At 69.9% G+C, this 14,465-nt stretch carries 11 protein-coding genes; 8 read left to right on the top strand and 3 right to left on the bottom strand.

From position 1 onward, the window contains the following. The first annotated feature begins 30 nt into the window (after positions 1-30). Genes ABD858_RS04100 through ABD858_RS04090 form a run of 3 tightly spaced genes read left to right on the top strand, consistent with a single transcriptional unit; the run spans position 31 to position 3,192 of the window. On the top strand, positions 31-1,329 hold the full coding sequence (locus ABD858_RS04100) for a WD40 repeat domain-containing protein (RefSeq protein ID WP_345034636.1): 1,299 nt from the start codon (positions 31-33) through the stop codon (positions 1,327-1,329). Positions 1,330-1,355: 26 nt separating this feature from the next. Beyond that, entirely contained in the window at positions 1,356-2,528 is a 1,173-nt protein-coding gene (locus ABD858_RS04095; RefSeq protein ID WP_345034635.1) for a damage-control phosphatase ARMT1 family protein, read from the top strand. Positions 2,529-2,583: 55 nt separating this feature from the next. Further along, positions 2,584-3,192: an HhH-GDP family DNA glycosylase gene (locus ABD858_RS04090; RefSeq protein WP_345034634.1), complete on the top strand. Its 609-nt coding sequence runs from the start codon at positions 2,584-2,586 to the stop codon at positions 3,190-3,192. 1,992 nt (positions 3,193-5,184) lie between these two features. Here the strand turns inward: ABD858_RS04090 and ABD858_RS04085 are convergent. The 3 genes from ABD858_RS04085 to ABD858_RS04075 form a co-directional block, all read right to left on the bottom strand. Next, a complete protein-coding gene (locus tag ABD858_RS04085; protein WP_345034632.1) occupies positions 5,185-6,120 on the bottom strand; it encodes a GIY-YIG nuclease family protein in 936 nt (311 codons plus the stop codon). A 148-nt stretch (positions 6,121-6,268) separates the two neighbouring features. Continuing rightward, positions 6,269-7,036, bottom strand: a complete 768-nt coding sequence (locus ABD858_RS04080; RefSeq protein ID WP_345034631.1) for a hypothetical protein — start codon at positions 7,034-7,036, stop codon at positions 6,269-6,271. Between the two features lie 480 nt (positions 7,037-7,516). Then, entirely contained in the window at positions 7,517-7,924 is a 408-nt protein-coding gene (locus ABD858_RS04075; protein WP_345034629.1) for a CoA-binding protein, read from the bottom strand. A gap of 235 nt (positions 7,925-8,159) precedes the next feature. Between ABD858_RS04075 and ABD858_RS04070 the strand changes: the two genes are divergently transcribed. The 5 genes from ABD858_RS04070 (at position 8,160) to ABD858_RS04050 (ending at position 14,431) form a co-directional block, all read left to right on the top strand. Continuing rightward, complete coding sequence (locus tag ABD858_RS04070) at positions 8,160-8,867, top strand: restriction endonuclease (protein ID WP_345034628.1); 708 nt, start codon at positions 8,160-8,162, stop codon at positions 8,865-8,867. A 150-nt stretch (positions 8,868-9,017) separates the two neighbouring features. Continuing rightward, positions 9,018-9,641 carry a YigZ family protein gene (locus tag ABD858_RS04065; protein WP_345034626.1) on the top strand — a complete coding sequence of 208 codons (624 nt, stop codon included), beginning with the start codon at positions 9,018-9,020 and terminating at the stop codon, positions 9,639-9,641. 60 nt (positions 9,642-9,701) lie between these two features. Beyond that, on the top strand, positions 9,702-9,956 hold the full coding sequence (locus tag ABD858_RS04060) for a hypothetical protein (RefSeq protein WP_345034625.1): 255 nt from the start codon (positions 9,702-9,704) through the stop codon (positions 9,954-9,956). 321 nt (positions 9,957-10,277) lie between these two features. Continuing rightward, positions 10,278-11,441 carry an exonuclease SbcCD subunit D gene (locus tag ABD858_RS04055; RefSeq protein ID WP_345034624.1) on the top strand — a complete coding sequence of 388 codons (1,164 nt, stop codon included), beginning with the start codon at positions 10,278-10,280 and terminating at the stop codon, positions 11,439-11,441. Continuing rightward, entirely contained in the window at positions 11,438-14,431 is a 2,994-nt protein-coding gene (locus ABD858_RS04050) for an AAA family ATPase (RefSeq protein ID WP_345034622.1), read from the top strand. Before ABD858_RS04055 ends, ABD858_RS04050 begins: the two co-directional genes overlap by 4 nt. Positions 14,432-14,465 lie beyond the last annotated feature (34 nt).

Below are 14,465 nucleotides of genomic sequence, written 5' to 3'. Positions count from 1 at the left end.
GGCGGGCCGCCAGGGCCTGGAAGTGGCGTCGTGATCGCTGCTGGCGGCGAGGACGAATTCGTGCGCCTCTACGATCTGGCGACGGGAAAACTGCTGGATGAGAGAGCCGCACACCATGACTGGGTCCGCAGCGTTGCCTTTGGCCGTTCCGGCCTGCTGGCCTCGGGATCCGGGGACCGCTCAGTGCAGCTCTGGGACACGGCGGAAGGTCGGCTCACACCCGTACAGCGCATCGATGACCTCGGCGCCCGCGTTCGTGCCGTGGCTCTGCCCGACGGTGATGTGGTGGTCGCCGCCACGGAAGATGCGACGCTGCACGTTTGTACGGGGGCGAGGGCGGCGAGCTCAGTCGGCATGCCGCCAGGCGTCGACTGGGTACGTGGCGTGGGATGCCTGGCCGACGGCACCGTGATCGCAGCCTGTGAAGACGGCGGCCTACGACGCTGGAACAGAGCTAGCGGCCTCCAGACGATCAGTGAGGGTGAGAACACCGTCTGGTCAACACAGTTCGCGGCCGACGGTCATCTTGCTGTGATTGGGGACGCTGTTGGCACACTCCAGGTATTCGAGGCTCCGACGAACAACCGTCGCCGTCTACTCTCTGCGGGGCGAGGCCGCGTGTGGTCTTTGGCCGCGAACAGTGCACGCATCGCGGCTGCAGGCGGTGACGGTACAGTCCGCGTCTGGTTGTTCGACGGTGGAGAACCGGCACTGTTCAACGAAGATGCTGAACGGAGCTGGGCCGTTGCCATGCCGCGCACTACCGACCTCCTCGCCGTCAGCACGGGAAACGGGCACATCCGTTGCTGGGACTTGGGCGGCGGCACCTCGCAGCTGCTGTGGGAGCAGGACGTACGCGCAGGTCGGCTCCGCTCGCTCGCCTTCGATGACACTGGCGAACTGCTTGCTGTCTGCGGCGGTGACGGGACGGTCCGGGTTTGGCAGGCTCGCACGGGGCAGCACGCCAGCCGCTTCACCAGCTCGGGCGGGTGGGCCCGGACCGTCGCACTCGATGGACCGGGCGACCGGGCTGCAGTGGGCGCCGGGACGGGCGAGATTGCCGTACGCAGCCTGCGTGAGGACCGGTTCACCGCACACCTGGCCGGGCACAACGGGCGCATCCTCATGCTCGGCTTCGCCGCCGGGGACAAGCTCGTCTCCGCGGCGGCCGACGGTACGGTGAGGCTCTGGTCCCTTGCCGAGCAGCGGCAGCTCGCCGAGGTCAGGGTGGACGCAACACTGCACTGCGCGGCCTTCGATCCAGCCACGAGCCGCATCCTCGCCGGCAGCGCAGCCGGCGTCGTGGCACTGAGCCTGAACAGCGACTGAGCACGACCCCGGAGGATCAGAAAATCATGTCCGAAACCGTCGATGCGCCTGTGATTCTGAGCAACGAGCCCGGATCCTTCGCCTGGGGTGTGCTGACAGAACGGCATCCGGCACTCATCCAGAGAGTGCGTGACGCCTTCCCGTACGGCCCTGAGCAGCGCCGGGCGCTTGACGCCCTCCTCAAAGAGAGCACGGAAGGCGCGATCGAACCCCTCCGCCAGGACGCCCCTGATCATGATCAGTGGAATGCATGGGGACGGGACTACCTCGGCCGGTCCTGGCTCGACGTGCCATTCCTGTGGTCGGAGAGCTACTTCTACCGCAAACTCCTGGAGGCAGTCGGATACTTCGAAGCGGGCCCATGGCAGGGCATCGATCCGTTCCGCCCTTTCAAGCAGGCCGAACTGCGCACCGAAGAGGCGGAAGCGGAACTCGCAGCCCTGGACCTGCTCGCGCTGAAGCCCGTCGATGACCAGGCCCAGGCACTGCTTCACGGCTCGCTGTGGGGCAACCGCGCGGACCTCGGCTTCCGCATGGTCTCCGGCAATAATGGGGAAAGCAGCTCTGACACACCTCTCGTCGCTGACGACTCGGAGGTCCTGTGGTCGCTGCTGCCCGCCGGAAGGCCGAACACGGTATGCCTTGTCGCCGACAACGCCGGACGGGAACTCGTTCCTGACCTCCTCCTCATCGACCATCTGCTGGGGCACCAGCACGCCGAACGCGTTGTCCTGCATGTCAAGCCGTACCCGTACTACGTCTCCGATGCCACCACCTCCGACGTGATCGAGTGTCTGCGACACCTGAAGCAGGCAGACGGTGTAGCGGGTGTGGTCGGCACGCGGCTCTGGGCAGCCGTGGGACGTGGCCGGCTCACCGTACGGGCGCACGCCTTCTCCTGCGCACCGCTGCCGTACGCGGAGATGCCCGACGACCTGCGCCAGGAATTCGCGGACGCCACACTGACCATCATGAAGGGCGACCTGAACTACCGGCGCCTGGTGGGCGATCACCTCTGGCCCGCGACTGCGTCGTTCGCGAAGCGCACCGAATACTTCCCCGGCCCAGTGGCCGCGCTGCGCACGCTGAAGTCCGACGTGATCGTCGGACTCGACAAGCGGACGGAGGAATTGCTTGTCGCCGCGCACGATCAGCGGTGGCGTACCAGCGGTACCCATGCACTGATCCAGGTCCGGTGATAACGATCAATATGAGGTGTACTCCCGGCGGCCGGCGAGGGGGAAGAAAAGCTCCATGACCGCACTCGATCCCGTTCAGCGGCTCACCGCCCACGTTCGGACCCACCTCGGCGATGGGCCGTTCCCCCTGCCCGGAGGCTGGACGCACATGGGTGCCGTGATCTGCGACGCCAGCTTCCAGGCGCGCCGTAAGTACGAGTCGACCATCCGGCCGCGGATTCTCCGGCTTCAAACGGCGTGGCCTGACGCTGCCACGGTCTGCGGCTTCCAGGTACGGCTTGCTACGGAAGACCTCGCGGTCGCCATGAACTTCAGTAGCCCCCGCAGGGTCGCAACGGCCTACGGCATCACCGATCTGCTCGTTGCCTGCGGAGTCGATACCCGTGACGACCTCCACGCATGGCTCGACCGTCAGGGCAACCGTGCCACCCTACTCGCGGTAAAGGGGGTAGGGCCGAAGACTGTGGACTACATCGGCAACCTCGTCGGACGATCGCAGGTCGCCATTGACGTACACCTGCGCGCCTTCGCTGCGGATGCCGGTGTCTCGGGCCTCGGCTACGAGCAGTTGCGAGCCATGTACGAGGCGACCGCCGCTGCTCTCAGGCAAGAACGCGGTGGGCTGGAACATGCTGTCTGGCGGTTCAAGTCGCAGGCCATGTAGCCCCTCCCCTGGGAAGCCACGGGCGGAGTCGGCCGGCTCCCGGCGGATCCGCCACGTGGAGGTCCCAGTCGGCATGGTAGGTCGGCTCGCGCGCGGTCCCCGGATGCTCATAGATCCCCATCGGCGGGAGTCGTGAGGGCCGACATGGTTCGCCCGTGACCCGCACGACCCACCTCACCGTGCCACGGGGGCGAAAGTCCTCAAAAGTCCTCGTCAGAAGGCAGTTCCGCTCTTGCCCTGCTCCAAGGTGTGGTGGTCGCGTCCCGATCGCGATTGCCGCGGAGGCCGTCATGCTGCCGACCGTCCTGTTCGCATCCATTCTCCTGCTGCCAGCCGCAGCCATCGGCGTGCCCCCGCCGAGATCATCTGCGAGGTACTCGACCACGACCCCAGGGTGCCCGACGTCCCGGCGTTCCCCGGCTTCTCCCCCTTTGAGTCGCTACCGGAAGATAGGGGAGGTGGACTGGAGGCGCTGTGCGCCTTGCTGTCTGAGCGAGGGCGCGGCCTCCATATTGTGCATGAACTTACCGCCGGAGCCTGGGGGTTCCGCATGGTGGAGGACACCGCCAAGGTCGCCTGGATCGCACTGCCGCTTCAGCGCCGCTGACCGGATCCCGAAGCCGTGAGGGTGGTGGTCGTCGCTCCTTTGGGTGACGACCACCACCCTCTTTCGTGTTCCACGACATTTGCAACGAGGCAGGAACAGGGCGTAATTACCCTCAAGTCTCGCGGTTGATCACCGTGACGCGGGGTAACCCCAGTCGTATTCGATCACGTAAAGCACTCAATCGCTTTCATTAGGTGACGATAGGTGGGGGATGATGAAGGTGCACTGGCGGACCGCCCTCGGGGCAGGCGCCATCGCGGGGACCGTGGCTTGTTGCTGACGGGCTACACGAAGGGCCCGGCGGACATCCAGCCGCTGCCTGGGGCATCGCGAGATACGACTCCGTCTCGTACTCCTGCGGCGGAGGCTGCTGGGGCCCTCGCTGCCTACCGGGCGATGTGGGACGACTTCGCCGCGGCCGCGAAGACCTCGGACGCGAGTCATCCCGGACTGGGAGCGCATGCCTCTGGCGCGGCGCTACAGCTCCTGCGTCACATGATGACGAAGGATCGCGAAAAGGACGTCGTCACCAGGGGGCGGCTTCGTGTTTAACCGTCCGTGGAGGACAGCGGACCGGCAAAGGTGGTGATCCGAGACTGCGCTGACGCCACCGACTCGCTGCACTACACCATCGACGGCGAGCTGGAGAACGCTGTACCGGGCGGCCACCATCGCATTGACGCAACTGTCCTCCAGCGAAGCGGACGTTGGCGGGTTGACCACTTGTACATCGGGCAGGTCGGGAGTTGCTGAGGCCGTCCACTGCCCTGCCGCTGGCCGTGGCTTGTGCCGCCTTGTTCTGCGCCGCCCAGGTTGCGAAGGCGGACGACGGGCTGAGCGCGGGTGCCGGGGTGACTTGCGGTTCCGCTGCGTGTGAGGCGGAGGCAGGAGTGTCAAGAGGAGGCTGGCCGTCGCGGCGCAGCACCGATCATCCCCTCGTCACGCGCTCCCGAATCGGGGCGCCAGCGGGCCGGTGGAGCCTCCGACGATCACGTCGACCGGCTGGGAGGTCGATCTGGGTGGCGGGGTGGGGATCTTGCCGCGCTTCGACATCGAGGGGCAGGAGAAGAAGCCGGAGTCGTCCGGAGGGCAGCCGGTGCCGGTGGAGCTGGTTGTCCAGCGGGCTGTGGAGCGCCTGGAGTTGCCGCGGCCGGGATCCGCTGACGTCGGCCTTCGAACTTGGGCGGTCCGCCTCGCCTGGGCCACTGACGTGCCGTCACGGTTCGTGATGAGGAGCCTGGTGGCTGGGGCCTGGATGCAGAATGCCGCGGCCCTGCGCGATAGCCCCGATTCCGACCCGAGCACCTACATCATTCTCGACGCGATGGTGTGGCGCGCGGCGCCGGAAATGAACACGTCGAGCTGGATTCCGTGCCGCGCGGTGCTCAGGGCCGCTCTCGGCGGAGGTCCTTGCGACGTCGTTCGAGCTGGGGGAGCCAGTACTCGGGCGGCTGGGGATCGGTGGCCACTACCGCCCAGCCGTCCTCTTCGCGAGGGTTCCGGGGAGCCCAGGAGCGCGGTGGGCTGAGTGCGAGAACGTCCCTAATGAGTGCTCCCATGGCCGAAGGGATGTCCCGCTCCAGGTCGTTCAGCAGGAGGGGAAGGTCCAGCGGGCCCCGTTGCGGGGCCGACGTCCTGTAGGTGACCTGGCAGAAGGCGTCTACCTCGAAGACGACTCCGCGGGCGTCGGCTGGCCCCTCCTCGTCCGAGAACCAAACCAGCCGGTCGCCAGCGACCAGGCGTTCCCGACCCAGGAGCATGCTGTTCCGCGCGGTTCCGTCCCGGTCGAGGAACGGCACGGGGTCCTCGTATGCACCGGGATCGTCGTCGCTGATTCCCGCCACGTGCCCGGGGTCGCGCGTGGCGTGGATCTCCAGCAGATCGCCGTCCGAGTGGGCCTGCCAGTAATCGAGGATCTTGGCGGACGAGCTGAGTAGGTGGGGGCGTGCGGTGAGCGCGAACAGCTGCCCGGCTTTCAGGGGCAGGATGACGCGGTCGTCTGCGCGCAGGCGATGAATGGCAGGAATCGGCTCCCAGCTGTTGATCCCGGTTGCTTCGCCCTGGCAGTGGCGGATTGCCTCGATGGCCGTTTCCAGGGAAGCGCGGAAAAACTCCCGTTCTGCGGATACCCGTTGGGCGGTGAGGAGCCGGTGGACGGCCCGTTCTACATTCTCGGCATGGGAGGAGACGGTCCTAAAGAGCACCTCGAAAGGGAAGGGGACCGAGGTGCGTGACAGCTCCTTCGCCCGGTCCTCCGCGAGCCGGTCGGAGTAGCCGATCTTGAGCATCTCCGGGAAGGCAGGGTTCCGCTGGATATACACGAACCCGGTTGTCCGAGGGGGAGGTAGGGGAGTTCTGGTGTGCGTCCCCTGCGTGTCGCCGGATTGTCGGTCCCTTCTGTTGCCCCTGGAGAAACCGGAGAGCGCGACCGGTGGGTCGGCTGACAGCGCTACGACCCCGCCTTCGAGGTCACGGTGGGACGATGCGGTGATGTGGCGGCCCGAGGAGAAGTGCTCGACCTGCGCGCGGGGCAGACGCCGCAACGCAGCAAGCCGCCTGGGCGCCGAGTTCCCGCAGATGCCTGGCTTCGCGCGCGGGAAACCGCTTCATCCAAAGGTCTTGGGCCTTGTTGCCTCTGTTGAGCAGGGCGAGTGACGCGGCATGCTGGACGCGTGCGTCGGGCTCCTCTTTCAGGCGGGACCAGATGGTGGCGGAGTACGCTTCCAGAGGTGCGAGTGAGTGCGGCGCCAGATCCTGTCCGGCGCGAGGAGCCTCCGAACCCCAGTGGCGGGTCAGTTCCCTGGCCACCTGGGCGGCGGTGGCTGCGTGGGCACGCCGACGGGACCAGTGGTCCAGGAGAAGGGCATACGTGCTCTCCGGATCCTCGGCGCGCAGGCCGAGGCCGAACAGCAGGACGGAATCGGTGAGTCCGTCGCGCTCCACGCGCCAGCGGACACGCTTGACCAAGTTGGCGAGCTGATCCGTTTCAGGCTTGGGATCGGCGAACACCGGGTGCTCTGCCAGTAGGCCGGTTATGTGTGCGGTGGACCAGCCGCGCGCGTCCAGGACGGCGATCCGCAGGATCAGAAGGGCACGCTGCAGATCCAGATCGCTCGGCTCGCCGACGATCCGCGCCGGATCGAGTACCGGGTGGTGACCAACGGTGGCGGCAATGCCCGTGTAGATCTTCTGGATCCACTGCTCGCGCTGGTCGGTTAACCCAGTAGTGGAAGGCACAGCTCTGTTCCCCCTGTTCACTTGGACAGCAGTGGGGCCGTTCTCCGACCTCCGCAGCGGAGACCGCCCCACCTCCTTGATGCGTTGCCGGCGCGTGACGCCGGTGTTCTACTGGATCGGCGGTCGACCTCGCAGGCGACGCCGGAGCCCGTGGGCCTTGGTGACCCGGAGGGACACGGCCCGGGTGAGCATCACCTTTGCCTGTCGCATAAGCGGAGTGTAAGAGCCGCCACTGACATGGACCGTCCCGGGGACATCGAGGCGGGGACTTTCGCCAGGGACTGGCGTGCCTCCTGGTTCCCGACGGCCGGGCGTGAGGCACGGTGCCCGGGAGATCCAGCCCACCTCACCAGGCCCCACCGAGTGTTAAGGGTGTTGCTCTCCGTGTGCGAGGCGGACCAGATGTGGCCGCCCGGGTCTATCCGACGCCGCGCTCATGGAACCTGGCAGGAACGTCGATTACGTGAACCCCACGACCCGCTAACGTAGGGAATTAAGTTCAATCGCCGGGCACTGGTCCATGACCATGTCGAGCCCCGCGGCGCGGGTGCGCTCGTACGCGGCGTCATCGACAACGCCGAGCTGGAACCAGACAGCCTTGGCGCCCTTGGCGACGGCTTGATCGGCGACCGCGCCGGCGAGCTCGCTGTTCACGAAGACGTCCACAACGTCGACGTGGAAGGGAATGTCATCGAGGGACGGATAGCCCTGTTCCCCGTGGACGGTCTCCGCCTTCGGGTGCACGGGAACGATGCGCTTCCCGTAGCGCTGCAGGACCGCTGCGACCCCATAGGCCGCCCGCTGCTCGTTCGATGACAGGCCGACGATCGCCCATGTGTCGCCGTGCTCGTTGAGGATCCTGCGGACGGTGTCCGTCTCGCTGTGCACGCTCTGCCTCCGGTGTCGTGGATGTTCCCTGGAGGAGAACGGGCATCGGCCGCGCTGGATTCCCGGCGGCAGGATGCGCCGTGGGAGCCTGATGCCGATGGGCCGGCTCGCCGGGTACTGAACGGATGCGGCACTCTTTCGGGCCTGGATTGCGCCTTGGCCGACAGGCACTCTTTCCAGCACCCCATGCGCTGTTCACACTGCTTCTCGGAAGCCGACAGAGGGGGAGTCGCGCATGGCCGCTCGCAGAGGACGCCGCTCAGCCGTACTCAGGCGCAGGGATGCGCGGCTGAAGACCGCGCTGGCGGGCGGCGGCCTGCTGCTGCTGATACTCCTCGTGGTGGTCTGGTCCGCGATCTGGGCGTACGTCGTCGGAACGCTCCTCATCTGCTCCCTCGGCGTCCTGGCCGGGTGGCTGTGGCGCACGGACCGTCTGCTGCGCCGCCGCGACCGCAGCTGGCGGGAAGCGGAGGCGGTCAAGGCGGGGCACCGCACACTCGCGGAAGTCGACGCGATGTCCGGTACGGAGTTCGAGGAACTGGTCGCGGGCCTCTGCCGCCGCGACGGCTGCACCGAGGTACGCCGCGTGGGTGGGGCCGGTGACAACGGCGCCGATGTGCTCGGGCGTCTGCCGGACGGCAGGGCCATGGTGGTCCAGTGCAAGCGGTACGCGCCGAGCAGCAGCATCGCCAGCCGCGAAGTGCGTGATCTCCTCGGAGCAAAGGTGCACTTCAAGGCGGACGTCGCCATCTTCGTGACCACCACCCGGTTCACCCGCCCGTCCGAGACCTTCGCCCTGGAAAACGACATCGTGGCACTGCACCGGGACCACCTCGGCCTGTGGAACAACGGGACGACCATCACTTCGCTCATGGGTGTCAACGGCGAGGGCCAGGGGGACGGACGGCACCGGGTGCGCTGGAAGAAGACCTACGAGGCGTGAGTGGGTGCCCCGCGCCGCGAGCGCATGCCGGGAGCGGACCGCCGGACGATCACGGAGCTGTTCGGCCGGTAAGGGCGAGGTGGCTCACCGTCGCGCCGGGCGGGCATGGGCGATGTACGGGCGGCGCCGGGCGCCGCATAGGGTGGCGGGATGCAGGAGCAGTACCGGACCCTCGCCCGCGAGGGCGTGCACGAGACCGAGATCAACCGATCGCGGTTCATCTGCGCGCTCGCCCCCGCCGCCACCGAACAGGAGGCGCAGGCCTTCATCGCCCGGATCCGCAAGGAGCATCCGACGGCGACCCACAACTGCTTCGCGTACGTCATCGGCGCGGACGCATCCGTGCAGAAGGCGAGCGACGACGGCGAACCGGGCGGTACGGCCGGAGTGCCGATGCTGCAGATGCTGATGCGCCGCGAGGTGCGCTATGTCGTGGCCGTCGTCACCCGCTACTACGGCGGGGTGAAGCTCGGCGCGGGCGGCCTGATCCGGGCGTACGGGGGAGTGGTCGGCGAGGCGCTCGACGCGCTCGGCACGATCACCAGGCAGCGGTTCCGGCTGGCCACCGTCACCGTCGACTTCCAGCGTGCGGGGAAGCTGGAGAACGAGTTGCGGGCCACTGGGCGCGCGGTGCGCGAGGTGCGGTACGGCGCCGAGGCCGTGACCATCGAGCTGGGTCTGCCCGAGGCGGACGTCGATTCCTTCCGGGCCTGGCTCGCCGACACCACCGCCGGCACGGCGGGGCTGGAGCTGGGCGGGGAAGCGTACGGGTGACGCCCGAGGTGACGGGGCGGGACCGGCTGCCCGCGCTGACCGTGGGGGTGGCGGCCGCCCGTGGGACTGCCGACGGCTGCCGTGCTCGTCGTCCTCTGGCACCTCGCTCTCTGGCACCTCGCTCTGGTCCCGTGGTCCGAGGACGTCCCGGACGGCGTGCGGTACGGCCCGTACAGCGCGTCCCAGCTGTTCTCGACGCCCCTCCGCGCGCTGCTGGTGGCGGCTGCCCAGGCGGGACCTGACCGGCCGGCGCACCGGCCTCGGCGGGGCGTGGGCCGTGCCGCTCGGGCACTGGTCGTTCGTCTGGTTACCTGACCCACGTGATCGTCATCCGCGCGTACGTCGGTGTGTACGGCCGTCCTGGGTCCGGCTGGGCGACGGCCATGGTGTGGCTGCTCGTCCTCGCGGTCAGCCTGGCTCTCGCGGCCGTCGCGTACCACTGCGTGGAGCATCCCTCGGAGCGTCGGCTCCGTTCCCTGGTGCCGTCCCGTGAACGGAGGGGTCGAGATCCGAGGTCTGTGGGGGATCACGTGGTCACTGGCGCTAGCGTGGTGGGTGCCGACAGTCGGGTCCCGGGCTGATTCGGTGCTGGTCTCAGGGGCGGAGGTAGGGAAACATGCAGGTCGGAGCGGTCTCTTGAGGCTTCTGCACACCTCGGACTGGCATCTGGGACGTTCGTTCCACAGAGTGAGCCTGCTCGAAGCCCAGGCCGTCTTCCTCGATCACCTGGTGACTGCGGTGCGTGAGCACGACGTGGACGCGGTGCTGGTCGCGGGGGACGTGTACGACCGGGCCGTGCCGCCGCTCGCCGCCGTCGAGCTCTTCGACCGGGCCATTCACGGGCTCGCCGAAGCCGGGGTGCCGACAGTCATGATCTCCGGGAACCATGACTCGGCGCGCAGGCTCGGGGTGGGGGCCGGACTGATCGAGCGTGCGGGGATACATCTGCGTACCGATCCGGCCGGGTGCGGGACGCCGATGGTGCTCCGCGACGCCCACGGCGAGGTCGCGTTCTACGGGCTGCCGTATCTCGAACCCGCCCTGGTGCGCGACGCGTTGGGGGCGGAGAAGGCCGGGCACGAGGCGGTGCTGAGCGCCGCCATGGACCGGGTACGGGCCGATCTGGCGGGCCGGCCGGCCGGTACGCGGTCGGTCGTCCTCGCGCATGCCTTCGTGGCGGGGGGCGAACCCAGCGACAGCGAGCGCGACATCACCCTCGGCGGTGTGGCCGCGGTCCCGGCGGGGGTCTTCGACGGCGTGGACTATGTGGCGCTCGGCCATCTGCACGGTTGCCAGACGCTCACCGAGCGTGTGCGTTACTCGGGCTCCCCCCTCGCGTACTCGTTCTCCGAGACCCGCCACCGCAAGACCATGTGGCTGGTCGACCTCGGTCCGTCGGGCGAGATCACGGCGGAACGCCTGGCCTGCCCGGTGCCGCGTCCGCTGGCCCGTATCCGGGGGCCTCTGGAGGCACTGCTGGAGGACCCGGCACTGGCGGCGCACGAGGAGGCGTGGGTGGAGGCGACGCTCACCGACCCGGTGCGGCCTGCCGACGCCATGGCGCGGATCGCGGCACGCTTTCCGCACACCCTGAGCCTGGTCTTCGACCCGGAGAGGCGCGACGAGGATCCGCTCGTCTCGTACGCGCAGCGCCTCCGGGGGCGCAGCGATCAGCAGATCGCGGAGGACTTCGTGGCCCATGTGCGCGGCGGCGGGCCCGACGAGCGGGAGCGCACGGTGCTGCGCGGCGCCTTCGAGGACGTACGGATCGACGAGACAGTGCGCGAGGGGGCCCGATGAGGCTGCACCGGCTGAGCGTCAGCGCCTTCGGGCCGTTCGGGGGCGAGCAGCGGGTCGACTTCGACGCGCTCTCGGAGGCCGGGCTCTTTCTGCTGCACGGGCCGACGGGCGCGGGCAAGACATCCGTGCTCGACGCGGTCTGCTTCGCGCTGTACGGGGCCGTGCCCGGCGCCCGGCAGAGCCCCGGCGCCACCCTGCGCAGCGATCATGCCGCCCGGGGAGAGGTCACCGAGGTTTGTCTGGAGCTGACGGTCGGCGGCCGGCGGCTGGAGATCACCCGGCGGCCGGCGCAGGACCGGCCGAAGAAGCGCGGCAGCGGTTTCACCACGGAGAAGGCGCAGTCCTGGCTGCGCGAGTACGACCCGCACAGCGGCGAGTGGCGGGCGCTGAGCCGCTCCCACCAGGAGCTGGGCGAGGAGATCGCCCAGCTCATCGGTATGAACCGGGAGCAGTTCTGCCAGGTGGTGCTGCTGCCCCAGGGTGACTTCGCGCGTTTTCTGCGCGCGGACGCCGAGGCGAGGGGCAAGCTGCTCGGCCGGCTCTTCGACACGCGTCGGTTCGCCGCCGTCGAGGACCGGCTCGCCGAGCTGCGCCGGGCCGCGGAACAGCAGGTGCGGGTCGGGGACGAGAGGCTCATCGCCGTCGCGCAGCGGATGGCCCAGGCTGCCGGAGCCGGCCCCGGCGACCGGCCGCTGCCCGAGGGAAGGCCCGGCGACCCCGGGCTCGCCGAGGCGGTCCTCGCCTGGGCCGCCGTCGCACGCGGTGATGCCCGCGAGCGGCTCGACATCGCCGAGTGCGCCCTGCTGGCCGCCGAAGGCCGGCAGGCCGCCGCCCGCCGCGCCCTGGAGGACGAGCGGAACCTGGCCCGGCTCCAGGCGCAGTACGCGGACACCGGGCGCCGCGCCGAGACCCTCGAGTCGCGCCGGCCCGAACGGGACCGGCTGCGTGAGGGGCTCGACCGGGCCCGCAAGGCCGACCGTGTCGCCTCCCCGCTCGCCCTGCGCGTGGACGCCGAGCGTGAGCACGCCGCGGCGAGCAGCGCCTGTGAACGGTTCAGGGCTCAGTTGCCGGGGCCGCTCGCCGAGGCGGGGGCCGAGCAGCTCGCCGATCTGGCGGGCCGGCTCCGCCAGGACCTCGGGGCGCTGGAGTCCGCGCGTCACGCCGAGCCGCGCAGCGCCGAGATCATGGCCGAGCTCGCCGCGCTGGACCGGCAGGCCAGGGCCGATGACGAACTGCTCCAGGACGCGGCGGCCTGGCTGGCCGACTGGGAGACCGTACGCCACGGGCATCAGGACCGGATCGAGGCCGCGCACGAGGCTGCCACTCGCGCCGAGCAGCTCGCCGGGCAGCTCGACACGGCCGGCCGTCGACTCGAAGCCGCCCGCCTGCGCGACGAGCTGGCGGCGCGGGCCGCGGAGGGCGAGGAGCGGCTGCGTACCGCCCGCGAGCACTCCAATGACGCGCACGAGGCATGGCTGGACCTCAGGGAACGCAGACTGCGCGGCATGCGGGCGGAGCTTGCCGCCGGCCTGAGCGACGGCGAGCCCTGCGCGGTGTGCGGCGCGACGGAGCACCCCGCGCCCGCCACCGCCGAGGCGGGCCATGTGGACCGTACGGCGGAGGAAGTGGCGTTCGACGCGCACCAGCGTGCCGACGAGGCGCGCGGTACGGCCGAACGTCGACTCGCCGCATTGCGGGAGGACTTCGCCGCCGCGCGTGCCGAGGCCGGTGACTCCGCGGTGGCCGACCTCGCCGAACTGGCCGGCCGGCTGCGGCGCGAACACGCCGAGACGCATGCCGTGGCGGCCGGTATGCACGCCGCCCGCGCGGCGCTCGACCGTGCCGAGCGGGAGCACGCGGAGCGGCTGGCCGCCCAGCAGCAGGCCGAGCGGCGCGCCGCCGCCCGTACCTCGCGGCGCGAGGCGCTCGACCGCGAGCAGGAGGTGCTGGAGGCTCAACTGGCCGAAGCGCGCGGCGAGTCGGAGAGTGTGGCCGCGCAGGCGGCGCTGCTGGAGCGGCGGGTGCGGCTGCTGGCCGGGGCCGCCGACGCGGTCCGGGGCGTCGAAGCCACCGCGCATCGGCTGAAGGACGCCGACGGCAGGCTTTCCGAAGTGGCCTTCCGGGCCGGGTTCACCACCCCGCAGGAGGCCGCGGAGGCGCTGCTCGACGATGCCGCGCAGCGCGAACTCCAGCACCGGCTCGACGCGTTCCAGGCCGAGGAGGCCGCTGTCACGGACCGGCTCCGCGACCGGGACGCCGCCGCGGCCGCCCGCCGGCCGCAGGCCCGTCCGGAGGAGGCCGAGGCCGCCTCCACCGCCGCGGAGCGTGCGGTACGGGCCGCGGCGGCGGCGCTGGCCGCCGCACGCGAGCGGTGTGCCGAGCTGGGCCGGCTGGCGGGTGAGGCCACGCTGGAGGTCCGGCGGCTCGGCCCGCTGCGCGAGGAGTACGACCGGGTGGCCCGCCTGGCGGCGCTGACCGCGGGCACCTCCGCGGACAACGAACGCAAGATGCGGCTGGAGTCGTACGTCCTCGCTGCCCGGCTGGAGCAGGTCGCGGCCGCGGCGACTGTACGGCTGCACCGGATGTCCGGCGGCCGTTACACCCTGGTGCACTCCGATGCCAGGGGCGGGCGGGGGCGTTCCGGGCTCGGGCTGCACGTCGTGGACGCCTGGACGGGGCGTGAGCGGGACACCGCCACTCTCTCCGGCGGGGAGACCTTCTTCGCCTCGCTCGCCCTCGCGCTCGGCCTCGCCGATGTGGTCACCGACGAGGCGGGCGGCGTCCGGCTCGACACACTCTTCATCGACGAGGGCTTCGGCAGTCTGGACGACCAGACGCTGGACGAGGTCCTGGACGTACTGGACTCACTGCGGGAGCGTGACCGCAGTGTCGGAATCGTCAGCCATGTCGGCGATCTGCGGCGGCGTATCCCGGCGCAGCTGGAGGTAGTCAAGGAACGGCACGGTTCCTCGGTGCGGCACCGGCCGTGAGGGCGTTGTGGGGCGGGCGCCGGACAGGGGCGCC

This window comes from Streptomyces sannanensis (assembly GCF_039536205.1).
GTDB classification, from domain to species: Bacteria; Actinomycetota; Actinomycetes; order Streptomycetales; family Streptomycetaceae; genus Streptomyces; species Streptomyces sannanensis.
The sequence above is the reverse complement of the archived record's forward strand: the minus strand, read 5'-3'. Positions and strand labels throughout refer to the sequence as shown.

Bases quoted from the DNA above. Each gene is read 5' to 3' on its own strand.
- ABD858_RS04050 (WP_345034622.1), top strand. From the start codon at position 11,438: ATGAGGCTGCACCGGCTGAGCGTCAGCGCCTTCGGGCCGTTCGGGGGC.
- ABD858_RS04070 (WP_345034628.1), top strand. From the start codon at position 8,160: ATGGCCGCTCGCAGAGGACGCCGCTCAGCCGTACTCAGGCGCAGGGAT.
- ABD858_RS04090 (WP_345034634.1), top strand. From the start codon at position 2,584: ATGACCGCACTCGATCCCGTTCAGCGGCTCACCGCCCACGTTCGGACC.
- ABD858_RS04095 (WP_345034635.1), top strand. From the start codon at position 1,356: ATGTCCGAAACCGTCGATGCGCCTGTGATTCTGAGCAACGAGCCCGGA.
- ABD858_RS04065 (WP_345034626.1), top strand. From the start codon at position 9,018: ATGCAGGAGCAGTACCGGACCCTCGCCCGCGAGGGCGTGCACGAGACC.